Source organism: Streptomyces sp. NPDC045955 (genome assembly GCF_056430805.1).
Window position 1 is genome coordinate 149,088 of sequence record NZ_JBWKKY010000004.1, and the last position, 25,358, is coordinate 174,445.

Sequence of the window (25,358 nt, forward strand, 5' to 3'; positions counted from 1 at the left end):
CGAAGAGCGCCGAGGTACCCGGCGCTCCTTTCGCATGTTCCACCCCTATGTATCCAGGAAGAAGCAGCCACCGTGTCTGACCCGAACGTGAACGACGCCATCGAGCCTGTCGAGTCCGTCGAGGACGAGCTCGACACCGTCGAGGGCGCGGACAGCGAGGACACCGAGACCTCCGCCGAGGTCGAGGCTGCCGACGCCGTCGCGGACGACGCCGCCGAGGCGGAGACCGAGGACACCGAAGAGGCCGCGGAAGAACTCGAGGAAGAGCCCGAGGACGACCGCGACCCGATCGAGAAGCTCCGCGAGGAACTGCGGGTCCTGCCCGGCGAGTGGTACGTCATCCACACCTACGCCGGCTACGAGAACCGCGTGAAGACCAACCTGGAGCAGCGCGCCGTCTCGCTGAACGTCGAGGACTACATCTTCCAGGCCGAGGTGCCGCAGGAAGAGGTCGTCCAGATCAAGAACGGCGACCGCAAGACGATCAAGCAGAACAAGCTCCCGGGCTACGTCCTGGTCCGCATGGACCTGACGAACGAGTCCTGGGGCGTCGTCCGCAACACCCCGGGTGTCACCGGCTTCGTGGGCAACGCCTACGACCCGTACCCGCTGACGCTGGACGAGATCGTCAAGATGCTCGCCCCGGAGGCCGAGGAGAAGGCCGCCCGCGAGGCCGCCGAGGCCGAGGGCAAGCCGGCTCCGCAGCGCAAGGTCGAGGTCCAGGTGCTGGACTTCGAGGTGGGCGACTCGGTCACCGTCACCGACGGCCCGTTCGCCACGCTCCAGGCGACCATCAACGAGATCAACCCGGACTCGAAGAAGGTCAAGGGCCTCGTGGAGATCTTCGGCCGCGAGACGCCGGTCGAGCTCTCCTTCGACCAGATCCAGAAGAACTAGCACCACCCCGGCTTCCGAGCAGGTCAGACGGGCTCCTGGAGTCCGCCTGACCTGCTCGGTTTTTGGCCGCACATGGATACCCGTTATCGTTGTGCGGTATGCCTCCATCCGGCTGATCCGGATCGGAGGCTGGAAAACTCTCACTAGGACCCGGAGAGAGCACATGCCTCCCAAGAAGAAGAAGGTCACGGGGCTCATCAAGCTCCAGATCCAGGCCGGTGCCGCCAACCCGGCCCCGCCGGTCGGCCCCGCGCTGGGCCAGCACGGCGTCAACATCATGGAGTTCTGCAAGGCCTACAACGCCGCGACCGAGTCGCAGCGTGGCTGGGTCGTGCCGGTGGAGATCACGGTCTACGAGGACCGTTCCTTCACCTTCATCACCAAGACCCCGCCGGCCGCGAAGATGATCCTCAAGGCCGCGGGCGTGGCGAAGGGCTCGAGCGAGCCTCACAAGACCAAGGTCGCGAAGATCACGCGTGACCAGGTCCGCGAGATCGCCACCACCAAGATGCCCGACCTCAACGTCAACGACCTGGACGCCGCCGAGAAGATCATCGCCGGCACCGCCCGTTCCATGGGCGTCACGGTCGAGGGCTGAGCCCCAACCCCATCAGCAGTAGTGGCAGGGCCTGCTCGGCCCGGACCACGACTCCTAAGAATCCACAGGAGCAGTAGTGAGCAAGCGCAGCAAGTCCCTTCGCGCTGCGGACGCCAAGATCGACCGGGAGAAGCTCTACGCCCCGCTCGAGGCCGTCCGTCTCGCCAAGGAGACCTCCACGACCAAGTTCGACGGCACCGTCGAGGTCGCCTTCCGTCTGGGTGTCGACCCGCGCAAGGCCGACCAGATGGTCCGTGGCACCGTGAACCTCCCGCACGGCACCGGTAAGACCGCCCGGGTCCTGGTCTTCGCGACCGGTGACCGTGCCGAGGCCGCGCGTGCCGCGGGCGCCGACATCGTCGGCGCCGACGAGCTGATCGACGAGGTGTCGAAGGGCCGTCTGGACTTCGACGCAGTCGTCGCCACTCCGGACCTCATGGGCAAGGTCGGCCGCCTCGGCCGTGTGCTCGGTCCGCGTGGTCTGATGCCGAACCCGAAGACCGGCACCGTGACCCCGGACGTGGCCAAGGCCGTGACCGAGATCAAGGGCGGCAAGATCGAGTTCCGTGTGGACAAGCACGCGAACCTGCACTTCATCATCGGCAAGTCGTCCTTCGACGACACCAAGCTGGTGGAGAACTACGGCGCCGCGCTGGAGGAGATCCTCCGTCTGAAGCCGTCCGCCGCCAAGGGCCGGTACATCAAGAAGGCCGCCATCACCACCACGATGGGCCCCGGCATCCCGGTCGACCCGAACCGCACCCGCAACCTCCTCGTCGAGGAGGACCCGGCCGCGGTCTGAGCCTGACGGCTCACGCAACCGGTCACGGGCCCCGCACCTCTCACAGGTGCGGGGCCCGTTCCCTTTTCCGGTACGTACGCCGGTGGCCTGGGTTAACGTGCGGGAACCGGATGCGAACGGGGGAACGTATGCAGGGCACGACCGTGCGCAGCGTGGGCCTGGTGCTCGCGGTGGCGAGCGCGCTGACGGGGGTGGTCGCCTGCACCTCCCCGGACTCCTCCGACGGCCCCGGCAAGGACGACCGTGCCGCCCACGGCCGGTCCGTCGCGGCCCTGCGCGCCGCCGAGCGCGCCACCCAACGGGCCGGCTCCGCCCGGGTCGAGTCCACGACGACCATGGGCTCGCTGATGACCATGACCGCCGACGGCACCCTCGGCTGGGGCGACGGCGTCACCGGCACCCTCAGCATCACGTACACCGGCGGCACCCTGGCCGACACCATGCGCAGGCTCGGCAGCACCTCCATGGAGGCCCGCTACCTGCCCGACGCCTACTACGCCCGGATGGGCGAGAAGTTCGCCGAGCAGGCCGACGGCAAGCACTGGATCCGGTACGCCTACGAGGACCTGAAAGCCCTCGCCGGGGGCTCCGGAGCCCATCTCGGCGACCAGATGCGCAGCACCACACCGAACCAGTCCGTGAAGCTCCTGCTGGCCTCAGGGGACGTCAGGAAGGCCGGCGAGGAGTCCGTGCGCGGCCGGCCCGCCACGCACTACTCCGGCACCGTGGCCGCCGCGGACGTCACCGACGCCGCCCTGAGGAGACAGCTCACCGAGGCCGGTGTCACCACCGAGACCGTCGACATCTGGATCGACGACCGGAACCTGCTGGTCAAAAAGGTGGAGAAGGCGCGGATGAGCACGGGCCTGATGACCCAGACCGCGCACTACGGCGACTACGGCGTGCGGGTCCGGACCCAGCGGCCCCCCGTGTCCGACACCGGGGACTTCGAGGACCTGATGCGGAAGAAGGCGGGTACGCCCTGAGCTCTCCGGGAATCCCCATAGATCACTTGTGCCCTCTGGGATAGGCTCACGGCCTTGCTGTGAAGCAATCGCGTATTCCTTGGGGGGAATCAATGAAGGCATCCATACCTGTCGCCGGGCTGGGCGCCCTGCTGCTCGCCGCCGGTGCGGTCGGCTGCGGTGCGGAGCAGTCGCCGGAGATGACGCCCGCGGCCGCCGTCGCCAAGGCGGCGAAGAACACGGAGGACATCACGTCCCTCCGCTACCGCCTGAACGGCACGGTGCCGGAGTCGGGCCAGGTCAAGGGCGAGGCATCGATGCGCCTGAAGCCCACGATCGCCATGAGCATGAAGATGACGGCGTCCGCCCAGGGCGCCGAGGCGGTGGAGATCCGCCTCGTCGACAAGGCCATGTACCTCGGTGGGGGAGCCGAGATGGCCAAGGAGATGGACGGCAAGACCTGGATGAAGTTCGACCTGTCCGGGTCCGACGCGGGCAAGGACCTGGACCAGCTCGGGTCCACCAGCCAGGCCGAGCAGAACCCGGCGGCGGAGTCCACCTTCCTCACGGGCGCCAAGGACGTGAAGAAGGTCGGTTCCGAGAAGGTCGAGGGCGTCGAGACGACCCACTACACCGGCACCGTCACGCTCAAGGACCTCCGCGCCTCCCTCAAGGACGGGAAGGCGTCCACCCGCGAGCAGCGCGAGAAGAGCATCAAGCAGTACGAGAAGCTGGGCGTCGACAAGCTCACGATGGACATGTGGGTCGACGGCGACGACCACACCAAGCAGTTCCGGATGAAGGGCGCGGCCGACAAGGGCCCGCTCGACATGACCATCACCTTCCTCGACTACAACGAGCCGGTGAACGTCACGGCCCCGCCGGCCAAGGACGTCGCCGACCTCGCCGACCTGTTCAAGGAACTCGACGCGAGCTGATCCGTCGTACGGGCGGATTTGCTTGACAGCGATCCGTTCCCGTACCCTCCTACAGAAGCCAAAGACCGCTGGTCGTTTACCGCGCGCTCGGACGAGGGCGCGGTGGCCGAAGGATCCGCTGAACGGCGGACGGCCCGCGCAGGTGACACTTGGAGAAGCTCCCGTAGTCCGCCGCCTCCGTGCGTGCGTGCAAACGGTCGAGCTGCGCCCCGTGCCCCTGCGCCGGGGCGTTTCGTTTTCCCCAGTCCTCCTTCGGGTCCGCGCGGTCCGAATCACCCGGAAGGAGGCCGAGGCTCATGGCGAGGCCTGACAAGGTCGATGCCGTCGAGGAGATGCGGGACAGGTTCCGCGACTCCAACGGCGCTGTCGTTACTGCGTACACCGGTCTCACCGTGGCGCAGCTCCAGCAGCTGCGTCGTTCACTCGGTGGGAACGCTCATTACCGTGTGGCGAAGAACACGCTGACCAAGATTGCGGCCAACGAGGCCGGGATCACCGCGATCGACGACCTCTTCACGGGTTCGTCGGCCGTCGCCTTCGTGACCGGTGACCCGGTCGAGGCGGCGAAGGGTCTCCGTGACTTCGCCAAGGACAACCCCAACCTGGTCATCAAGGGCGGCGTCCTTGACGGCAAGGCGTTGTCCGCCGATGAGATCAAGAAGCTTGCGGACCTCGAGTCCCGCGAGGTTCTGCTCTCCAAGCTGGCCGGTGCCATGAAGGGCAAGCAGTCTCAGGCTGCCTCTGTCTTCCAGGCGCTGCCGTCGAAGCTCGTCCGCACCGTGGACGCGCTCCGTGCCAAGCAGGACGAGCAGGGCGGTGCCGAGTAACTCGGCTCGCATCCCGGCCGCCGCTGCCTGAACGCGGAGGCCGTCGCGGGCCAGTAGTACGCCCGCCTCACATGTACATCCGGCACCTGCCGATTTAGTGGAAGGACCGCCAATCATGGCGAAGCTCAGCCAGGAAGACCTGCTCGCGCAGTTCGAGGAGATGACCCTCATCGAGCTCTCCGAGTTCGTGAAGGCGTTCGAGGAGAAGTTCGACGTCACCGCCGCCGCGGCCGCTCCGGTCGTCATGGCCGGTGGCGCCGGTGGCGCCGCCGCCGCCGAGGCCGAGCCGGAGAAGGACGAGTTCGACGTCATCCTCACCGGTGCCGGCGACAAGAAGATCCAGGTCATCAAGGTCGTGCGTGAGCTGACCTCCCTGGGCCTGAAGGAGGCCAAGGACCTGGTCGACGGTGCGCCGAAGCCGGTTCTGGAGAAGGTCAACAAGGAGGCCGCCGACAAGGCCAAGGAGTCCCTCGAGGGCGCCGGTGCCTCCGTCGAGGTCAAGTAAGACCTCCCGGATCCGCCAGGATCCACAACACGTCCCGCTGGGCGTGTAACGCGTAAGCGCGGAAGAGCGATCATCCATCCGGGTGGTCGCTCTTCGGCGTTCCCGGGGTCCGGCCACGGTTGCCTTGCACCCTCTGTGGCGGGGGGTATGGTGATCTTCGTCGTGTCTCTGGGCCGGCCCCCGGTTCGGGCAGGGGGGCCTTGACGAACCGCACGCAGCGCGCAATTCTCAGGACGCGTCGTCACAAGGATCCGAATCCGAGGTATGGATCGGCGACGAAGAGGGCAGTATCAACGTGCGTTGAGGGCAGCGCCTTGTCGCAGGAGTGGAACAACGAGGGTCAACACGGGTTTCACAACCCGGACTGGACATCAGTGTGCCAAGTGGCTACACTGACCCTTTGCGCTGCCTGTTAGCTGTCCCCTGCCCGTCACCAGGGGTCTGCCCTCGCCCGAGCATCGACGACAAGAGCTGTCTGACCTGGCCTTTCGGCCGGACCGACGCAGCTTGTCTCTGTGTACGGGAGAGGGGCCGGTACGCGCGTAGTGAGTCCGAGCCCTCGGAAGGACCCCCTCTTGGCCGCCTCGCGCAACGCCTCGACCGCGAATACGAACAACGCCGCCAGCACTGCCCCGCTGCGCATCTCTTTTGCAAAGATCAAGGAGCCTCTCGAGGTTCCGAACCTGCTCGCGCTGCAGACCGAGAGCTTCGACTGGCTGCTCGGCAACACCGCCTGGCAGAGTCGGGTCGAGGAGGCTCTCGAGAACGGTCAGGACGTCCCCACCAAGTCCGGGCTCGAGGAGATCTTCGAGGAGATCTCCCCGATCGAGGACTTCAGCGGGTCGATGTCGCTGACCTTCCGCGACCACCGCTTCGAGCCGCCGAAGAACTCGATCGACGAGTGCAAGGAGCGCGACTTCACGTACGCGGCCCCGCTCTTCGTCACCGCCGAGTTCACCAACAACGAGACCGGTGAGATCAAGTCCCAGACGGTCTTCATGGGTGACTTCCCGCTCATGACGAACAAGGGCACCTTCGTCATCAACGGCACCGAGCGTGTCGTCGTGTCGCAGCTCGTCCGTTCGCCCGGCGTCTACTTCGACTCCTCCATCGACAAGACGTCCGACAAGGACATCTTCTCCGCGAAGATCATCCCGTCCCGGGGTGCCTGGCTGGAGATGGAGATCGACAAGCGCGACATGGTCGGTGTCCGCATCGACCGCAAGCGCAAGCAGTCCGTCACCGTCCTGCTCAAGGCGCTCGGCTGGACCACCGAGCAGATCCTCGAGGAGTTCGGCGAGTACGAGTCCATGCGCGCCACCCTGGAGAAGGACCACACCCAGGGCCAGGACGACGCGCTGCTCGACATCTACCGCAAGCTGCGCCCGGGCGAGCCCCCCACGCGTGAGGCCGCGCAGACGCTGCTCGAGAACCTCTACTTCAACCCCAAGCGCTACGACCTGGCCAAGGTCGGCCGCTACAAGGTCAACAAGAAGCTGGGGACGGACACCCCGCTGGACGCCGGGATCCTGACCGTCGAGGACATCATCGCGACGATCAAGTACCTGGTGAAGCTGCACGCCGGCGAGACCGAGACGGTCGGTGACAACGGCACCTCCGTGGTCGTCGAGACCGACGACATCGACCACTTCGGCAACCGCCGCCTGCGCAGCGTCGGCGAGCTCATCCAGAACCAGGTCCGTACGGGTCTGGCGCGTATGGAGCGTGTCGTCCGCGAGCGGATGACGACCCAGGACGTCGAGGCGATCACGCCGCAGACCCTGATCAACATCCGGCCGGTCGTCGCCTCCATCAAGGAGTTCTTCGGCACCAGCCAGCTCTCCCAGTTCATGGACCAGAACAACCCGCTGTCGGGTCTGACGCACAAGCGGCGTCTGTCCGCGCTCGGCCCGGGTGGTCTGTCCCGTGAGCGGGCCGGCTTCGAGGTCCGTGACGTGCACCCCTCGCACTACGGCCGCATGTGCCCGATCGAGACCCCTGAAGGCCCGAACATCGGTCTGATCGGCTCGCTCGCCACCTACGGCCGTGTGAACGCGTTCGGTTTCGTCGAGACCCCGTACCGCAAGGTGTTCGAGGGCCAGGTCACCGACCAGGTCGACTACCTCACGGCCGACGAGGAGGACCGCTTCGTCATCGCGCAGGCCAACGCGCCGCTGACGGACGAACTCCGCTTCGCCGAGGCCCGCGTCCTGGTCCGCCGTAAGGGCGGCGAGGTCGACTACGTCGGCGGCGAGGACGTGGACTACATGGACGTCTCGCCGCGCCAGATGGTGTCGGTCGCGACCGCCATGATCCCCTTCCTGGAGCACGACGACGCCAACCGTGCCCTCATGGGCGCGAACATGATGCGCCAGGCCGTTCCGCTGATCCAGGCGGAGTCCCCGCTCGTCGGCACCGGCATGGAGTACCGCTCCGCGGTCGACGCCGGCGACGTGGTCAAGGCCGAGAAGGCCGGTGTGGTCCAGGAGGTCTCCGCGGACTACATCACCACCGCCAACGACGACGGCACGTACATCACGTACCGCCTGGCCAAGTTCGCCCGCTCCAACCAGGGCACCTCGGTCAACCAGAAGGTCATCGTCGCCGAGGGCGACCGGATCATCGAGGGCCAGGTCCTGGCCGACGGTCCGGCCACCCAGAACGGCGAGATGGCGCTGGGCAAGAACCTGCTCGTGGCGTTCATGCCGTGGGAGGGTCACAACTACGAGGACGCGATCATCCTGTCGCAGCGCCTCGTGCAGGACGACGTCCTCTCCTCGATCCACATCGAGGAGCACGAGGTCGACGCCCGTGACACCAAGCTCGGCCCCGAGGAGATCACCCGGGACATCCCGAACGTCTCCGAGGAGGTCCTCGCCGACCTCGACGAGCGCGGCATCATCCGTATCGGTGCCGAGGTCATCGCCGGGGACATCCTCGTCGGCAAGGTCACGCCCAAGGGTGAGACCGAGCTGACGCCCGAGGAGCGCCTGCTGCGCGCGATCTTCGGTGAGAAGGCCCGTGAGGTCCGTGACACCTCGCTGAAGGTGCCGCACGGCGAGACCGGCAAGGTCATCGGTGTGCGCGTCTTCGACCGCGAGGAGGGCGACGAGCTTCCCCCCGGTGTGAACCAGCTGGTGCGCGTCTACGTCGCGCAGAAGCGCAAGATCACCGACGGTGACAAGCTCGCCGGCCGCCACGGCAACAAGGGCGTCATCTCGAAGATCCTGCCGATCGAGGACATGCCGTTCCTGGAAGACGGCACCCCGGTCGACATCATCCTCAACCCGCTCGGTGTGCCGTCCCGAATGAACCCGGGACAGGTCCTGGAGATCCACCTCGGCTGGCTCGCCAGCCAGGGCTGGGACGTCTCCGGTCTCGCCGACGAGTGGGCGCAGCGTCTCCAGGCCATCGACGCCGACCAGGTCCCACCGCGGACCAACGTCGCGACGCCGGTCTTCGACGGTGCCCGCGAGGACGAGCTGGCCGGTCTGCTGAACCACACCATCCCGAACCGCGACGGCGAGCGCATGGTGCTCCCGTCCGGCAAGGCGCGGCTGTTCGACGGCCGCTCCGGTGAGCCGTTCCCGGAGCCGATCTCGGTCGGCTACATGTACATCCTCAAGCTGCACCACCTGGTCGACGACAAGCTGCACGCCCGTTCGACCGGCCCCTACTCGATGATCACCCAGCAGCCGCTGGGTGGTAAGGCCCAGTTCGGTGGCCAGCGCTTCGGTGAGATGGAGGTGTGGGCGCTGGAGGCTTACGGCGCCGCGTACGCCCTCCAGGAGCTGCTGACCATCAAGTCCGACGACGTGACCGGCCGCGTGAAGGTCTACGAGGCCATCGTCAAGGGCGAGAACATCCCCGAGCCCGGCATCCCCGAGTCCTTCAAGGTGCTCATCAAGGAGATGCAGTCTCTCTGCCTGAACGTGGAGGTGCTGTCCAGCGACGGTATGTCCATCGAGATGCGTGACACCGACGAGGACGTCTTCCGCGCTGCGGAGGAGCTCGGCATCGACCTGTCCCGGCGCGAGCCGAGCAGCGTCGAAGAGGTCTGACGGGAGTCCGGCGGGCCTTGGGAGACCCAAGGTCCGCCGGCCCCAGGACCCCCGTATCAGACCAAAGACTTACAACCCTGAGAGGGATTGACGCATAGTGCTCGACGTCAACTTCTTCGACGAGCTCCGGATCGGTCTGGCTACCGCTGACGACATCCGTCAGTGGAGCCACGGCGAGGTCAAGAAGCCCGAGACCATCAACTACCGCACGCTCAAGCCCGAAAAGGACGGACTCTTCTGCGAGAAGATCTTCGGTCCGACCCGGGACTGGGAGTGCTACTGCGGCAAGTACAAGCGTGTCCGCTTCAAGGGCATCATCTGTGAGCGCTGCGGCGTCGAGGTGACGCGCGCCAAGGTGCGGCGTGAGCGGATGGGCCACATCGAGCTCGCCGCGCCCGTCACGCACATCTGGTACTTCAAGGGCGTCCCGTCGCGGCTGGGTTACCTGCTCGACCTCGCCCCGAAGGACCTGGAGAAGGTCATCTACTTCGCGGCGTACATGATCACGTACGTCGACGAGGAGCGCCGTACGCGCGACCTGCCCTCGCTGGAGGCCCACGTCTCCGTCGAGCGCCAGCAGATCGAGCAGCGCCGCGACGCCGACCTGGAGGCCCGCGCCAAGAAGCTCGAGACCGACCTGGCCGAGCTGGAGGCCGAGGGCGCCAAGGCCGACGTGCGCCGCAAGGTGCGCGAGGGTGCCGAGCGCGAGATGAAGCAGCTGCGCGACCGTGCGCAGCGCGAGATCGACCGTCTCGACGAGGTGTGGAACCGCTTCAAGAACCTCAAGGTCCAGGACCTCGAGGGCGACGAGCTGCTCTACCGCGAGCTGCGTGACCGCTTCGGCACGTACTTCGACGGCTCGATGGGTGCCGCGGCGCTGCAGAAGCGCCTGGAGTCCTTCGACCTCGACGAGGAGGCCGAGAAGCTCCGCGAGATCATCCGGACCGGCAAGGGCCAGAAGAAGACCCGTGCGCTCAAGCGCCTGAAGGTCGTCTCCGCGTTCCTGCAGACCAGCAACAGCCCCAAGGGCATGGTGCTGGACTGCGTCCCGGTCATCCCGCCGGACCTTCGCCCGATGGTGCAGCTGGACGGTGGCCGCTTCGCGACCTCCGACCTGAACGACCTGTACCGCCGTGTGATCAACCGGAACAACCGACTGAAGCGGCTTCTCGACCTCGGTGCGCCCGAGATCATCGTGAACAACGAGAAGCGCATGCTCCAGGAGGCCGTCGACGCGCTGTTCGACAACGGCCGTCGCGGCCGTCCGGTCACCGGTCCCGGTAACCGCCCGCTGAAGTCCCTCAGCGACATGCTGAAGGGTAAGCAGGGTCGCTTCCGTCAGAACCTGCTCGGTAAGCGTGTGGACTACTCCGCGCGTTCCGTGATCGTCGTCGGTCCGCAGCTGAAGCTGCACCAGTGCGGTCTGCCGAAGGCGATGGCGCTGGAGCTCTTCAAGCCGTTCGTGATGAAGCGCCTGGTCGACCTGAACCACGCGCAGAACATCAAGTCGGCGAAGCGCATGGTCGAGCGCGGCCGCACGGTCGTGTACGACGTGCTGGAAGAGGTCATCGCGGAGCACCCGGTTCTGCTGAACCGTGCGCCCACGCTGCACCGCCTCGGCATCCAGGCCTTCGAGCCGCAGCTGGTCGAGGGCAAGGCCATCCAGATCCACCCGCTCGTCTGCACCGCGTTCAACGCGGACTTCGACGGTGACCAGATGGCCGTGCACCTGCCGCTGTCCGCGGAGGCGCAGGCCGAGGCCCGCATCCTGATGCTGTCCTCGAACAACATCCTCAAGCCGGCCGACGGCCGTCCGGTGACGATGCCGACCCAGGACATGGTCCTCGGTCTGTTCTTCCTCACCACCGACGGCGAGATGCGCGACCTCAAGGGCGAGGGCCGTTCCTTCGCCTCGGTCGCCGAGGCGATCATGGCCTTCGACGCGGGCGAGCTGTCGCTCCAGTCGAGGATCGACGTCCGCTTCCCGGTCGGCACCATCCCGCCGCGCGGCTGGACCCCGCCGGCGCGTGAGGAGGGCGAGCCCGAGTGGCAGCAGGGTGACAGCTTCCGGCTGAACACCACGCTGGGCCGTGCGCTCTTCAACGAGCTGCTGCCCGAGGACTACCCGTTCGTCGACTACGAGGTCGGCAAGAAGCAGCTCTCCGAGATCGTCAACGACCTCGCCGAGCGCTACCCGAAGGTCATCGTGGCGGCGACGCTCGACAACCTGAAGGCGGCCGGCTTCTTCTGGGCGACCCGTTCCGGTGTCACCGTGGCCATCTCCGACGTCGTCGTTCCCGAGGCGAAGAAGGAGATCGTCAAGGGTTACGAGGCGCAGGACGAGAAGGTCCAGAAGCAGTACGAGCGCGGTCTGATCACCAAGGACGAGCGCACGCAGGAGCTCATCGCGATCTGGACCAAGGCGACCAACGAGGTCGCCGAGGCGATGAACGACAACTTCCCGAAGACCAACCCGATCTTCATGATGGTGAACTCGGGTGCACGAGGCAACATGATGCAGATGCGTCAGATTGCCGGTATGCGTGGTCTGGTGTCGAACGCGAAGAACGAGACGATCCCGCGTCCGATCAAGGCGTCGTTCCGTGAGGGCCTGTCCGTGCTGGAGTACTTCATCTCCACGCACGGTGCCCGTAAGGGTCTGGCGGACACCGCTCTGCGTACCGCCGACTCGGGTTACCTCACCCGTCGTCTGGTCGACGTCTCCCAGGACGTCATCATTCGCGAGGAGGACTGCGGCACCGAGCGCGGTCTGCGTCTGCAGATCGCGAGCCGGAACGCCGAGGGCACGCTGCTCAAGGCGGAGGACGTCGAGACGTCCGTGTACGCGCGCTGCCTCGCCGAGGACATCGTGGTCGACGGCAAGGTGCTGGCCCCGGCCGGTACCGACCTCGGCGACGTGCTCATCGACGAGCTGGTCCGCCACGGCGTCGAGGAGGTCAAGACCCGCTCGGTCCTGACCTGCGAGTCCGCTGTCGGCACCTGCGCGATGTGCTACGGCCGTTCGCTGGCCACCGGCAAGCTGGTCGACATCGGTGAGGCGGTCGGCATCATCGCCGCCCAGTCCATCGGTGAGCCCGGTACCCAGCTGACGATGCGTACCTTCCACACCGGTGGTGTGGCCGGTGACGACATCACCCAGGGTCTGCCGCGTGTCGTCGAGCTCTTCGAGGCCCGTACCCCGAAGGGTGTCGCCCCGATCTCCGAGGCCTCCGGCCGCGTCCGGATCGAGGAGACCGAGAAGACCAAGAAGATCGTCATCACGCCGGACGACGGCAGCGACGAGACGGCGTACCCGATCTCGAAGCGCGCCCGACTCCTGGTCAGCGAGGGCGAGCACGTCGAGGTGGGCCAGAAGCTCACCGTGGGTGCCACCAACCCGCACGACGTGCTGCGCATCCTGGGCCAGCGTGCCGTCCAGGTCCACCTGGTCGGCGAGGTCCAGAAGGTCTACAACTCGCAGGGTGTGTCGATCCACGACAAGCACATCGAGATCATCATCCGGCAGATGCTCCGCCGTGTGACGATCATCGAGTCCGGCGACGCCGAGCTGCTGCCCGGCGAGCTGGTCGAGCGTTCGAAGTTCGAGACCGAGAACCGTCGTGTGGTCCAGGAGGGCGGTCACCCGGCCTCCGGTCGTCCGCAGCTCATGGGTATCACCAAGGCCTCGCTGGCCACGGAGTCCTGGCTGTCGGCGGCGTCCTTCCAGGAGACGACCAGGGTCCTCACGGACGCGGCGATCAACGCCAAGTCCGACTCCCTGATCGGCCTCAAGGAGAACGTCATCATCGGTAAGCTCATCCCGGCCGGTACGGGTCTGTCCCGCTACCGCAACATCCGGGTGGAGCCGACCGAGGAGGCCAAGGCCGCGATGTACTCGGCCGTCGGCTACGACGACATCGACTACTCGCCGTTCGGCACGGGCTCCGGCCAGGCCGTGCCGCTGGAGGACTACGACTACGGTCCGTACAACCAGTAAGCGAGTCGCTTGAGCCGAGGGCGGTCATCCTTTGGGGTGACCGCCCTTTGGCGTGCCTGCGGCGTCCCGGAAGCCGACGCACCGGTGCCGGATGCCGCGCTTCGGCGCATCATGGAAGGACTCCGGCTCCAGGGGAGGTGCTCCGTGTCGCAGCCGCCCTATCCGTCCTGGCAACCCTGGCAGGGTCCGAGCGCCCCGTCGATGCTCGCCTCGCACGCCGATCGGGAGCGGGCCGTGGACGTGCTCAGAGCCGGGTACGGCGAGGGGCGGATGGAGCACGACGAGTTCGAGAAGCGGGTGGCGCGGGCGTACGCGGCCCGGACCGTGGGGGAGCTGGCGGTGCTCGTCGCAGATCTGCCGCAGGGGCCCCTGCCACAGCCTTCCGGGGTCCTGCCCGTACCGCGGACCTTCGTGCCCGTGCCGCGGCCGCAGACGAACGGGAAGGCGGTGGCGGCCGGCGTGTGCGGGCTGCTGTGCGTGCCGACGATGGGGCTGACCGGGATTCCGGCCGTCGTGCTGGGGCACGTGGCGCGGGCCGAGATCCGCAGCCGGGGAGAGCTGGGGGACGGACTCGCCCTGACCGGTCTCGTACTCGGATGGTTGTCCACGGCCGGCTGGGCACTCGTCCTTGTATTGCTGACGGTGGTGTCCCTCGCGGTCGGGTGACGCGCAGGATGCAGCAGCGCAGCCGGGCGGGCGGGCGACAAGAAAATTGGGTAAATAGGACAGCCCGTCATCGAAATGAAGATCGGGAACGGCCGGGGGGCTTGACATGTCCCGCGTGGTGATGTGGTCGGCACCCATTTGTTTTGACCGCAGCGAATGCGGTAGGTACGCTCAGACCTTGTGCCTGGGGTGTGCCCTGGCTCTCGTGCGTGCCATCACCCGCACTGCGAGCTGACACCGGCCACCGCAATCTGCGCTTAATTCTGCCTTGGCAGCGGAAGTCCGCCGGATTCGACACACCCGACCGCGTGGGTCGGCGACGTTCCAGGTTAGCTTCACCAATCGGCACACAGAAACCGGAGAAGTAGTGCCTACGATCCAGCAGCTGGTCCGCAAGGGCCGGCAGGACAAGGTCGAGAAGAACAAGACGCCCGCACTCGAGGGTTCGCCCCAGCGTCGTGGCGTCTGCACGCGTGTGTTCACGACCACCCCGAAGAAGCCGAACTCGGCCCTGCGTAAGGTCGCGCGTGTGCGTCTGACCAGCGGGATCGAGGTCACCGCTTACATTCCGGGTGAGGGACACAACCTGCAGGAGCACTCCATCGTGCTCGTGCGCGGCGGCCGTGTGAAGGACCTGCCGGGTGTTCGCTACAAGATCATCCGCGGCTCGCTCGACACCCAGGGTGTCAAGAACCGCAAGCAGGCCCGCAGCCGCTACGGCGCCAAGAAGGAGAAGTAAGAATGCCTCGTAAGGGCCCCGCCCCGAAGCGCCCGGTCATCATCGACCCGGTCTACGGCTCTCCTCTGGTGACCTCCCTGATCAACAAGGTGCTGCTGAACGGCAAGCGCTCCACCGCCGAGCGCATCGTCTACGGCGCCATGGAGGGCCTGCGCGAGAAGACCGGCAACGACCCGGTCATCACGCTGAAGCGCGCTCTCGAGAACATCAAGCCGACCCTCGAGGTCAAGTCCCGCCGTGTCGGTGGTGCCACCTACCAGGTCCCGGTCGAGGTCAAGCCCGGCCGTGCCAACACCCTGGCGCTGCGCTGGCTGGTCGGTTACTCCCGCGCCCGTCGCGAGAAGACCATGACCGAGCGTCTCCTCAACGAGCTTCTCGATGCCTCCAACGGCCTCGGTGCGGCCGTGAAGAAGCGCGAGGACACCCACAAGATGGCCGAGTCCAACAAGGCCTTCGCGCACTACCGCTGGTAGTCGCTACCCACATCGAGACCGAGAGAAGACTGAAGCCTTATGGCTACCACTTCACTTGACCTGGCCAGGGTCCGGAACATCGGGATCATGGCCCACATCGACGCGGGCAAGACGACCACCACCGAGCGGATCCTGTTCTACACCGGCGTCTCGTACAAGATCGGTGAGGTCCACGACGGCGCCGCCACCATGGACTGGATGGAGCAGGAGCAGGAGCGTGGCATCACGATCACCTCTGCTGCCACCACCTGTCACTGGCCGCTCGAGGGCAACGACTACACCATCAACATCATCGACACCCCGGGTCACGTCGACTTCACCGTCGAGGTGGAGCGCTCCCTGCGCGTGCTCGACGGTGCCGTGACGGTGTTCGACGGTGTCGCCGGCGTTGAGCCCCAGTCCGAGACCGTGTGGCGTCAGGCGGACCGCTACGGCGTTCCGCGTATCTGCTTCGTCAACAAGCTCGACCGCACCGGCGCGGAGTTCCACCGCTGCGTCGACATGATCAGCGACCGCCTGGGCGCGCAGCCGCTGGTCATGCAGCTGCCGATCGGTGCCGAGGCGGACTTCAAGGGCGTCATCGACCTCGTGACGATGAAGGCCCTGGTCTGGTCGGCCGAGGCGACCAAGGGCGAGATGTACGACACCGTCGACATCCCGGACACCCACGTCGAGGCTGCCGAGGAGTACCGCGGCAAGCTGCTCGAGGCCGTCGCCGAGAACGACGACGAGCTGATGGAGCTGTACCTGGAGGGCACCGAGCCCACCGTGGAGCAGCTCTACGCCGCGATCCGTCGCATCACCATCGCGTCCGGCAAGGGCGGCGGCACCACCGTCACCCCCGTGTTCTGCGGTACCGCGTTCAAGAACAAGGGTGTTCAGCCCCTGCTCGACGCGGTCGTGCGCTACCTGCCCACCCCGCTCGACGTCGAGGCCATCGAGGGCCACGACGTCAAGGACCCGGAGCAGGTCATCGCGCGCAAGCCGTCGGACGAGGAGCCCCTCGCCGCGCTGGCGTTCAAGATCATGAGCGACCCGCACCTCGGCAAGCTCACCTTCGTCCGCGTGTACTCCGGCCGCCTGCACTCCGGCACCGCCGTGCTGAACTCGGTGAAGGGCCGCAAGGAGCGCATCGGCAAGATCTACCGCATGCACGCCAACAAGCGTGAGGAGATCGAGTCGGTGGGCGCCGGCGACATCGTCGCCGTCATGGGCCTGAAGCAGACCACCACCGGTGAGACGCTGGCGGACGAGAAGAACCCGGTGATCCTGGAGTCCATGGACTTCCCGGCGCCGGTCATCGAGGTCGCCATCGAGCCCAAGTCGAAGGGCGACCAGGAGAAGCTCGGCGTCGCGATCCAGCGCCTGGCCGAGGAGGACCCCTCCTTCCAGGTGCACACCAACGAGGAGACCGGCCAGACCGTCATCGGCGGTATGGGCGAGCTTCACCTCGAGGTGCTCGTCGACCGCATGAAGCGCGAGTTCAAGGTCGAGGCCAACGTCGGCAAGCCGCAGGTCGCGTACCGTGAGACGATCCGCAAGGCCGTCGAGAAGGTCGAGTTCACCCACAAGAAGCAGACGGGTGGTACCGGCCAGTTCGCTCGCGTGATCATCGCGATCGAGCCGATCGAGGGCGGCGACGCCTCGTACGAGTTCATCAACAAGGTGACCGGTGGCCGTGTGCCGAAGGAGTACATCCCTTCGGTGGACGCCGGTGCGCAGGAGGCCATGCAGTTCGGCATCCTCGCCGGTTACGAGATGACCGGTGTGCGCGTGACGCTGCTCGACGGTGCCTACCACGAGGTCGACTCCTCCGAGCTCGCGTTCAAGATCGCCGGTTCGCAGGCCTTCAAGGAGGCCGCGCGCAAGGCCAGCCCCGTACTGCTCGAGCCGATGATGGCCGTCGAGGTCACCACGCCCGAGGACTACATGGGTGAGGTCGTCGGTGACATCAACTCCCGCCGTGGCCAGATCCAGGCCATGGAGGAGCGGGCCGGTGCCCGCGTCGTGAAGGGCCTCGTGCCCCTTTCGGAGATGTTCGGCTACGTCGGCGACCTGCGCAGCAAGACGTCCGGCCGTGCCAGCTACTCCATGCAGTTCGACTCCTACGCCGAGGTTCCCCGGAACGTCGCCGAGGAGATCATCGCGAAGGCCAAGGGCGAGTAACGCACAGCGTCTGCACGCCGTAGGCTTGACTCCGGAGCCTTGAGGGGCATTCCGCCGCAATCATGGTGAGAGTGCCCCGGGGCCCGGGCTTTCCAGCAAAGATCACCTGGCGCCGATGAGTAAGGCGTACCAGAACCACTCCACAGGAGGACCCCAGTGGCGAAGGCGAAGTTCGAGCGGACTAAGCCGCACGTCAACATCGGCACCATCGGTCACATCGACCACGGTAAGACGACCCTCACGGCCGCCATTACCAAGGTGCTGCACGACGCGTACCCGGACCTGAACGAGGCCTCGGCCTTCGACCAGATCGACAAGGCTCCTGAGGAGCGCCAGCGCGGTATCACCATCTCCATCGCGCACGTCGAGTACCAGACCGAGACGCGTCACTACGCCCACGTCGACTGCCCCGGTCACGCGGACTACATCAAGAACATGATCACGGGTGCGGCGCAGATGGACGGCGCCATCCTCGTGGTCGCCGCCACCGACGGCCCGATGCCGCAGACCAAGGAGCACGTGCTCCTGGCCCGCCAGGTCGGCGTTCCGTACATCGTCGTCGCGCTGAACAAGGCCGACATGGTGGACGACGAGGAGATCCTGGAGCTCGTCGAGCTCGAGGTCCGTGAGCTCCTCACCGAGTACGAGTTCCCGGGCGACGACGTTCCCGTCGTCAAGGTCTCCGCTCTGAAGGCCCTCGAGGGCGACAAGGAGTGGGGCAACTCCGTCCTCGAGCTCATGAACGCCGTCGACACCGCCATTCCGGAGCCGGAGCGCGACGTCGACAAGCCGTTCCTCATGCCGATCGAGGACGTCTTCACGATCACCGGTCGCGGTACGGTCGTCACCGGCCGTATCGAGCGTGGTGTCCTGAAGGTCAACGAGACCGTGGACATCATCGGCATCAAGCCGGAGAAGACCACCACCACGGTCACCGGCATCGAGATGTTCCGGAAGCTCCTCGACGAGGGCCAGGCCGGTGAGAACGTCGGTCTGCTCCTCCGTGGCATCAAGCGCGAGGACGTCGAGCGCGGCCAGGTCATCATCAAGCCGGGCTCGGTCACCCCGCACACCGAGTTCGAGGCGCAGGCCTACATCCTGTCCAAGGACGAGGGTGGCCGCCACACGCCGTTCTTCAACAACTACCGCCCGCAGTTCTACTTCCGTACGACGGACGTGACCGGCGTGGTGACCCTCCCCGAGGGCACCGAGATGGTCATGCCGGGTGACAACACCGAGATGAAGGTGGAGCTCATCCAGCCCGTCGCCATGGAAGAGGGCCTGAAGTTCGCCATCCGTGAGGGTGGCCGGACCGTGGGCGCCGGCCAGGTCACCAAGATCAACAAGTGAGTCTTCGGACTGGCTTGAGGGTCTGCTGACCTGAGTGGCTCGGAGGGGCCCGTACGACTTCGGTCGTGCGGGCCCCTTTGCCGTGCCCGGGCTACCGGCTCATTCCTGTGGGGCGTCGCCGCTCCGGTACAGGGGCAGGCCGTCCGTCGCGATCGTCCAGTCGGCGATGGTCACGTCCTCGCCGTAGACGAAGTCCTTGCGGGTCGCGTAGCGCGGGCCGTCCGGTGTGGGGTGGATGTCGGTGAGGACGGCGCCCGTGCCGGTGCGGGGGTCGAAGACGGCGTAGACGGGGATGCCGATGAGGGGGTAGTCGCGCATCTTGGTGACGAGGTCGTTGTCCGGGTTGGAGCGGGAGACGACTTCGATGGCGGCGACCAGTGTGCGGGGGTCGAAGGAGCCCGGGACGTCCATGTCCTCCAGGGCGATCACCATCACGTCGGGGCGGCGCATGATGCCCTCGGACTCGTCCTCGACATCGGGCTCGCCCGTGTGGGCCACGATTTCCTCCGGCATCACCTTTTCGAGGCGTCTCCGCAGGTGCAGCGTGGTCAGCTCGTGCGGACCCACGGGCGCCATCATGTCGTGGACGATTCCTTCCTTGGTGACCTCGAACTTGCCGGGCAGGGAGTCGTCCGTGGTCTGGACGAAGTCCCGCATGGCCCGGTACCGGTGGGAGGCGCCCTGCTGCCCGTTCTCCGAGGCGATGGTCATGGCGCTCGCTCCTCGTCTGTGCCCAGGGGCAAGGATCGTCGCCTTCATGCTAAGTGGCCTCCGGGAGACTTGATCGGCAATCGCGGCAGTGGCCGGGGGCCGGTGCGCGGAAGGCGCGGTCGCAGCCGTCGCAGGTCTGGAGTCGGTGAGGCGCGGTCGGCGGGGGCGTAGGGGCGCGGAAGGGGGGCGGCGGTGGTAGTTGGGCCGTGAGGCGGTGGGCCAGGAGGGCGGCCGGGCGGTGCAGGGCCTCGGGTGGGAGGTCGGTGGTCAGGGCGTGGTGTACGGCGGTGGGGGAGATGTCGCGTTCCAGCCAGGTGGCGACGCCGGGGGTGAGGTGGGCGGTGTCGCACGTGGAGAGGAGGAGGCGGGGGTCGTCTCGGCGGAGGCCTGCGAGGAGGTCCGTGGCCTGCTGGAGGAGTGCGGGTGCGGGGTAGGCCGGGTGCGGTACGGCGGGGAGGGGCTTGCTGCCGGGCGGCCTGGTCCGCTTCCTCGGGGCCTGGCGGGGGGCGTCCGCACGGCTGTGACCTGGCTGGTTGCAGGAGATCGTGCGGGTGATGATCCGGCCGTCGGGGACGCGTTCGCGCTCGCGCCGCAGATAGCCGTGGGCCTCCAGCTCGCGCAGAGCGGCGGCGATCCGGGTCGTGCCCTCCGGGAAGCGGGCGGCGAGGGACTTGATGTCGACTCGGGCGCCCGCGGGGAGCGACTGGATGTGCACACCCAGCCCGATCGCGAGCAGCGACAGCTCCGCGTGCTGGGCGAGATGGTTGCCGATCACCGTGAAGCGGGCGGTGTGGCGGGTGTTGTCGTGAACCAGGCCGGCGCGCGGGTGCCGCCGGTTCGGGTGCTTCTTCCCCGTTACGGGGGCGTGGGCGTGCGAGGGCACGTTAGGGTTCTGGGTATCCATCAGGAAGTTGGAGCCTTCCTCGGTGGTCAGGCCCTCGCACTGGGATGCCAGTCCCGGCGAGGGCCGTCGCATGTCTGCGGTCTGTTGCGCTGAGCGTAGGGCAGGCAATGGCTCCCGAATCCAGCTGAGTTGGCGATGTTCACTCGCGTGAGTGAGTGAGGCGGCCCGGGCGGGAGGGGTGGGGCTTGGTGGGGTTCTTTCCTCGTCGTGGTCCTTGAGGGAGACCGCCTGCGGCACCGGAGCGCGAGGTGTTGGGACCCGGTGCTTCGGGTCAGAGGGTGAGTTCGGCCCAGACGGTCTTGCGGGGTGGCAGGCCCGGGGTGACGCCCCAGCGGTCGGCGAGTGCGTCTACGAGGAGCAGGCCGCAGCCCGACACGGCATCCGACGCCGGGAGTTGAGGCGTCGGCAGTCGGTCGCCGCGGGTGTCCGTGACCTCGATGCGGAGGGTGTCGGCCACGACGTAGAGGAGCAGGCGGAAGTCGCGGCCGGGGATGCGGCCGTGTGTCGCCGCGTTGGTCGCCAGCTCCGCGATGATCTGATCCGCAGGGTCCAACGGCAGGCCCCAGGAGCGGAGTTGCTCGGTGGCCAGGAGGCGCGCGAGACGGGCTCCGCGGGGGGTCGGGGACAGCTGAAGGCTGAAGTTGCGGAGGGGGGTGCCGAGTTCGGGGGATTTCTGCGTCACGTCACTCAGGGTGGCGGTCCGTGCTTACTGTGAACAGTGACTCAGCGGGTGCGTACGGTAACTGTCCGGAGCTTGTCCGGTCGTGTCCGGGCTGTCGGGGCCGGGCGTACGGGTAGGGCGCTGGGCACGGTCGTACGACGGAAGGGTGCGGGATGACGGCGGTCGAGGCGGACGCGGGTCGGCTCAAGGGCGAGGCGGACGAGCCGGGTTGGGAGGTTGATCCGGACGACGAGTGGGGTGTCGCCGTCATCGCGACCGTCGGGCGTCAGCTGAAGCTGCGGCGGGAGGCGGTGGGGATGCGGGCCGCCGAGTTCGGGACGGCGGTCGGGTACGGCGAGGACATGGTCTACAAGATCGAGGGCGGCAAGCGGATTCCTCGCCAGGACTATCTCGTCAGGGCGGATGAGGTGCTGGGGGCGGGCGGGCTGATCGCGGCGACGTGGGAGGACGTGAAGAAGGTCCGGTATCCCAAGAAGGTGCGGGAGCTGGCCAAGTTGGAGGGGCAGGCGGTTGAGATCGGGGTGTACGAGTGCAACAGCGTCCACGGGCTGTTGCAGACACCGGAGCACGCGCGTGCCTTGTTCGAGGCGGCGCAGCCCCCGTATTCGCCGGACGATGTGGAGCGGATGGTGGCAGCCCGGATGGCCCGGCAGGCGGTCTTCGAACGTGATCCGGCCCCGTCGGTGCACTACGTCCTGGAGGAGGCGGTGCTGCGCCGACGGGTCGGGGGCACAATGGTGTGGCGACAGCAGCTCGAACACCTGCTGGAGGTGGGGCGGTTGCGTAGCGTCACACTTCAGATCATGCCGACGAACACCGATGCCCACCCGGGGGTTGACGGCAAGATCGAGCTGCTGAAGTTCCCGGACGGATCGGCGGTGGGGCGTTCCGACGGCGCGTTCAGCGGGCGGCCGACCACGGATCCGAAGCAGCTCCGCATCCTTGAGCTGCGGTATGGCACCATCCGAGCGCAGGCACTCCCACCGCGGGAGTCGCTGGCCTTCATCGAGCAAGTGCTGGGAGAAACATGATCGGCAACGCTTCTGCCGGGGACACCTCCGAACTGACGTGGTTCAAGAGCAGCTACAGCAGTGGCACGGACGGCAACTCCTGCGTCGAGATCGCGATAGTGCCCCGTACTGTGCACGTCCGCGACTCCAAGCACACCGAAGGCCCCCGGCTCGCGCTCGCGCCGGAGGCCTGGGCGGGGTTCGTGGCGTCCGTCTAGCCGTTGTTCCTCAGGACGCTCACCGCGCGGTCGAACGCGGAGTCCTGCTTCTTGGCGAACTCCTCCTTCGTGAAGACCGGTTCGGTGAGGTGGGGCGGGATGCCCGTGCCGTCGTACGTGTGGCCGGAGCGGTTGAGGAACTCCTCGTTCGGGAGGATGGTGATCATGCCACCCGGCAGGTGGCGCTCCATGACGTCGGAGAAGACGCCCTGCGTGGGCTGACCGATGCGGATCGTGCCGCCGGGGCGGTTGATGAGGGCCTGGGTGAAGGTCTCGCCCGCGCTGACGGTGGAGCCTCCGGTCAACACGGCGATGGGGCCGGTGTAGCGGGGCTCGTCGGCCGGGACGACCGGGACGGGTTCGGGGCGGGTGTGCCGGCCGGGGTCGGTGGGGTGGTTGCGGGCGCGTTTGGTGTAGGCGACGTAGGGCTGGTCCGTGAGGCGCTCGGCGATGTGGATGCCGAGGGCGTCGGAGCCGCCGCCGTTGACCCGCAGGTCGATGATGAGGCCCTTGAGCCGCTGGGTGCGGTCCTTGGTGAGGATCGTGTCGAGGGCCTTGTCGAGTTCGGCGAGGTGGGCGGCGTACGGGGCGCCTTTGAGGTCGCGTTCGCCGATGAACTTCTTGACCTTGGTGTCCATCGCCTCCGTGGGCATGTCGGTGCCGGGGCGGACCTGGGCGAAGACGCGGTCTCCGTCGAGGACGGCGACGTGGGCGTCGTAGAGGGGGCGGACCATGTCGCTGAAGAGGGCGAAGAGTTCCTCGCGGGTGGTGTCCTGGTCGACCTTCGGGCGGTAGCGGTCGCGGGTGGCCTGCCAGTCGATGCCCTTCGCGGCGAAAAAGGGGTAGTTCTCGGCGAAGGAGTGCCAGAAGACGTCGAAGGCGGTGCGCGGGTCTTCGGAGGTGGGGCGGGTGCAGTCGGCCGGCAGTTCCTTGATCCGCCGCAGCGTGCGGTGTCCGACCGAGTGGTCGGCGTTCAGGGAGGCGCGGTTCCGGCCTGGGCCGGGGCGGACGGTCAGTGTGGCGCCGTCGGCGGTGGCGTATGTGCCGGGGGCGGTTCGGCGGGCCGTGTCGCCCTTGAGGCAGCTGACGGACGTCGTCTGGAACTCCTGGAAGGTGTCGCCGTCGAGGGAGAGGACGGTGCCGTAGCCGTCCATGCGCCAGAGGCCTTCGGTACTCGGCCCGTTGGAGATGGCGGCGGCGGGTGCTGCCGAGGCCGCAGCGAGGGCCAGGGTGAGGGCGGTGGCTGTGACGGTGCGCATGACGGTCCCCGTTTTCGTGGTCGTGGGTCACTACCGTGACCGGAGGAGTGGGGGGCCGGCCATCCGGTGGGCTGGTGGACGGGGGGTGGGGGCAGCCCCCGATCGGTTCGCGGCCGCCGGGCAGTAAGACTGGGGCATGACTTCGGAACCGGCTCACGAGGACCTCGACCTGGACGCGATTGAGCAACTGTGCGCGGCCGCCACCCCGGGCCCTTGGTTCGTCAGGAACCTCGACGACGGCCATGCCATGAACCTGGTCGCGGTGAGCACGGTGCAGGACACCGGCGGAGCCGAGCGATGGCCCGGCTTCGACCACCGGGAACTGATCGCGGCGACCCTCGTCCAGCAACCTCGCTACGTCGACTGCGCCGACGAGCGCTGGGACGAGAACGCCGCGTTCATCGCCATGGCCAGAGACGCCGTACCGCAGCTCGTTGCCGAGGTGAGGCGGCTGCGCCTGCTCGTGGAGTACGGGGCATGCCCCGCGGCCGGCACAACGGGCACCGAGTTCGTGATTCCCCTCGATGAGGAGATGCTCGCGTACTACCGCGAGATGGTGGACGTACTGGTGGAACGCTGTGGTATCTCCCGGGCGGAGGCGGTCGCCAGGGTCAACGCGACGTACGGGACACAGGACGGCGTGTGGATCATGGGCCACGAGGTGGCCGAGTACTGGGCGTTCGGGGCGTACTACCGTCCGGATCACCGAGGCCGGCTCCCGGTCGGGGACCCGGTCCTGGACGCGGACACCGACTACGGCACGCTCTCCGTGCGCCCGGCCCCGCCGAAGGGCTCGCCCTTCTGGACGCTGGAGGAACTCAGTGAGTCAGCCGAGGACCCAGGAGCGGCGGAAGCCGGTCAATGAGGACGCGGCGCGCGGGCTCGGTGGACATCCACAGCAGTTTGTGACGGGCCCCGTCGGCCATGCGCAGGGTCATGCCGGAGGTGGTCAGGCCGCCGTGGAGCCGGGCCTGTGCGATCTCGGCGAGTGGGAGCACCTTGTTGGTGCGGTGGGCGGAGCGGATGGCATCGGGGTCGTAGGCAAGGGTCCGGTGGGTGTCGGGTGCGGCCAGTTCGGGTCCGTTGAACCCGGTCACCATGGTGGCCAGCAGGCCGCCGCGGATGCGGACCAGGTGGTCGGGGAGCAGCCAGAGTTCCCCGTGGATCCAGTCCAGCCAGCCGGTGGTGCAGGTGACGGCGAGGAGTTGGGCGGGCCGCAGACTGACCCCCGCGGCCCCGGCGACGACATCGTCGAGGAACGCTAGGAACGCCTCGACGGACCCGACCCGCCGAGTTTCCCGCACGGCCTCGGCCTGTGAGACGACATGCAGGTGAGCCCAGCCGCTGTGGTGCACCTCTGCGGTCAGATGGACGGCCCAGCCGGCCGAACCGAACCGCACCGCCAGGTGTGTGCGGTCGTCGGCCCACAGCACGGGAGACACCTGGACCCCACCCGCAGACCACCGCCTTCTCCGCTGCTCGATCTCCGCACCTGCCATGCCCAGGTCCAGGGCCGTTCGCTGTCTCATCCCTCTCATGCCGCTGATCTTGTCGTATCCCTTCCTCGTGCAATGGGACGATGGGCGCACG

General features: G+C 67.3%; 22 protein-coding genes. 17 read left to right on the forward strand and 5 right to left on the reverse strand.

The window, feature by feature from the left end; genetic code table 11:
* Nucleotides 1-72: 72 nt before the first annotated feature.
* From nusG to tuf, 14 genes are all read left to right on the forward strand, one after another.
* Nucleotides 73-897, forward strand: a complete 825-nt coding sequence (nusG, locus tag AC07F0_RS09890) for a transcription termination/antitermination protein NusG (RefSeq protein ID WP_436725736.1) — start codon at nt 73-75, stop codon at nt 895-897.
* Between the two features lie 163 nt (nt 898-1,060).
* A complete protein-coding gene (gene rplK, locus AC07F0_RS09895; protein ID WP_010036796.1) occupies nt 1,061-1,495 on the forward strand; it encodes a 50S ribosomal protein L11 in 435 nt (144 codons plus the stop codon).
* A gap of 76 nt (nt 1,496-1,571) precedes the next feature.
* Entirely contained in the window at nt 1,572-2,297 is a 726-nt protein-coding gene (rplA, locus tag AC07F0_RS09900; protein ID WP_010036794.1) for a 50S ribosomal protein L1, read from the forward strand.
* 128 nt (nt 2,298-2,425) lie between these two features.
* Nucleotides 2,426-3,283, forward strand: a complete 858-nt coding sequence (locus tag AC07F0_RS09905; protein WP_478976614.1) for an SCO4651 family lipoprotein — start codon at nt 2,426-2,428, stop codon at nt 3,281-3,283.
* Nucleotides 3,284-3,375: 92 nt separating this feature from the next.
* A complete protein-coding gene (locus tag AC07F0_RS09910) occupies nt 3,376-4,200 on the forward strand; it encodes an SCO4651 family lipoprotein (protein WP_478976617.1) in 825 nt (274 codons plus the stop codon).
* Between the two features lie 296 nt (nt 4,201-4,496).
* The gene (rplJ, locus tag AC07F0_RS09915) at nt 4,497-5,027 is read left to right on the forward strand and encodes a 50S ribosomal protein L10 (protein WP_306964769.1); all 531 of its coding nucleotides are present in this window, start codon (nt 4,497-4,499) and stop codon (nt 5,025-5,027) included.
* A gap of 115 nt (nt 5,028-5,142) precedes the next feature.
* On the forward strand, nt 5,143-5,532 hold the full coding sequence (gene rplL, locus AC07F0_RS09920; RefSeq protein WP_020274897.1) for a 50S ribosomal protein L7/L12: 390 nt from the start codon (nt 5,143-5,145) through the stop codon (nt 5,530-5,532).
* Nucleotides 5,533-6,107: 575 nt separating this feature from the next.
* Nucleotides 6,108-9,593, forward strand: coding sequence for a DNA-directed RNA polymerase subunit beta (gene rpoB / locus AC07F0_RS09925; RefSeq protein ID WP_478976620.1), 3,486 nt, complete (start codon nt 6,108-6,110; stop codon nt 9,591-9,593).
* 97 nt (nt 9,594-9,690) lie between these two features.
* A complete protein-coding gene (locus AC07F0_RS09930; RefSeq protein ID WP_436725733.1) occupies nt 9,691-13,590 on the forward strand; it encodes a DNA-directed RNA polymerase subunit beta' in 3,900 nt (1,299 codons plus the stop codon).
* Nucleotides 13,591-13,734: 144 nt separating this feature from the next.
* Complete coding sequence (locus tag AC07F0_RS09935; protein WP_478976623.1) at nt 13,735-14,256, forward strand: DUF1707 and DUF4190 domain-containing protein; 522 nt, start codon at nt 13,735-13,737, stop codon at nt 14,254-14,256.
* Between the two features lie 367 nt (nt 14,257-14,623).
* Complete coding sequence (rpsL, locus tag AC07F0_RS09940) at nt 14,624-14,995, forward strand: 30S ribosomal protein S12 (RefSeq protein WP_003948652.1); 372 nt, start codon at nt 14,624-14,626, stop codon at nt 14,993-14,995.
* Nucleotides 14,996-14,997: 2 nt separating this feature from the next.
* Entirely contained in the window at nt 14,998-15,468 is a 471-nt protein-coding gene (rpsG, locus tag AC07F0_RS09945; protein ID WP_003998848.1) for a 30S ribosomal protein S7, read from the forward strand.
* A 39-nt stretch (nt 15,469-15,507) separates the two neighbouring features.
* Nucleotides 15,508-17,634 carry an elongation factor G gene (gene fusA, locus AC07F0_RS09950; RefSeq protein ID WP_086559327.1) on the forward strand — a complete coding sequence of 709 codons (2,127 nt, stop codon included), beginning with the start codon at nt 15,508-15,510 and terminating at the stop codon, nt 17,632-17,634.
* Nucleotides 17,635-17,790: 156 nt separating this feature from the next.
* Entirely contained in the window at nt 17,791-18,984 is a 1,194-nt protein-coding gene (gene tuf, locus AC07F0_RS09955) for an elongation factor Tu (protein ID WP_010036758.1), read from the forward strand.
* Between the two features lie 99 nt (nt 18,985-19,083).
* On the opposite strand, the gene AC07F0_RS09960 is transcribed toward tuf, so the two are convergent.
* From AC07F0_RS09960 to AC07F0_RS09970, 3 genes are all read right to left on the reverse strand, one after another.
* Nucleotides 19,084-19,695 carry a Uma2 family endonuclease gene (locus AC07F0_RS09960; RefSeq protein ID WP_478976626.1) on the reverse strand — a complete coding sequence of 204 codons (612 nt, stop codon included), beginning with the start codon at nt 19,693-19,695 and terminating at the stop codon, nt 19,084-19,086.
* A 49-nt stretch (nt 19,696-19,744) separates the two neighbouring features.
* Nucleotides 19,745-20,599: a helix-turn-helix domain-containing protein gene (locus tag AC07F0_RS09965; RefSeq protein WP_478977249.1), complete on the reverse strand. Its 855-nt coding sequence runs from the start codon at nt 20,597-20,599 to the stop codon at nt 19,745-19,747.
* A gap of 271 nt (nt 20,600-20,870) precedes the next feature.
* Nucleotides 20,871-21,281 carry an ATP-binding protein gene (locus AC07F0_RS09970; protein ID WP_478976629.1) on the reverse strand — a complete coding sequence of 137 codons (411 nt, stop codon included), beginning with the start codon at nt 21,279-21,281 and terminating at the stop codon, nt 20,871-20,873.
* Nucleotides 21,282-21,433: 152 nt separating this feature from the next.
* On the opposite strand from AC07F0_RS09970, the gene AC07F0_RS09975 reads away from it, so the two are divergent.
* Together AC07F0_RS09975 and AC07F0_RS09980 are read left to right on the forward strand one after the other, a co-directional pair.
* Entirely contained in the window at nt 21,434-22,312 is an 879-nt protein-coding gene (locus AC07F0_RS09975) for a helix-turn-helix domain-containing protein (protein ID WP_466094634.1), read from the forward strand.
* On the forward strand, nt 22,309-22,509 hold the full coding sequence (locus AC07F0_RS09980) for a DUF397 domain-containing protein (RefSeq protein WP_478976632.1): 201 nt from the start codon (nt 22,309-22,311) through the stop codon (nt 22,507-22,509). The genes AC07F0_RS09975 and AC07F0_RS09980 overlap by 4 nt, the downstream gene beginning before the upstream one ends.
* Here the strand turns inward: AC07F0_RS09980 and AC07F0_RS09985 are convergent.
* Complete coding sequence (locus tag AC07F0_RS09985) at nt 22,506-23,768, reverse strand: S41 family peptidase (RefSeq protein WP_478976635.1); 1,263 nt, start codon at nt 23,766-23,768, stop codon at nt 22,506-22,508. The genes AC07F0_RS09980 and AC07F0_RS09985 overlap by 4 nt on opposite strands.
* Before the next feature lie 136 nt (nt 23,769-23,904).
* Between AC07F0_RS09985 and AC07F0_RS09990 the strand changes: the two genes are divergently transcribed.
* A complete protein-coding gene (locus AC07F0_RS09990) occupies nt 23,905-24,633 on the forward strand; it encodes a hypothetical protein (RefSeq protein WP_478976638.1) in 729 nt (242 codons plus the stop codon).
* Here the strand turns inward: AC07F0_RS09990 and AC07F0_RS09995 are convergent.
* Nucleotides 24,587-25,297 carry a hypothetical protein gene (locus AC07F0_RS09995; protein ID WP_478976641.1) on the reverse strand — a complete coding sequence of 237 codons (711 nt, stop codon included), beginning with the start codon at nt 25,295-25,297 and terminating at the stop codon, nt 24,587-24,589. The two genes, AC07F0_RS09990 and AC07F0_RS09995, sit on opposite strands and share 47 nt — an antisense overlap.
* Nucleotides 25,298-25,358: the final 61 nt, after the last annotated feature.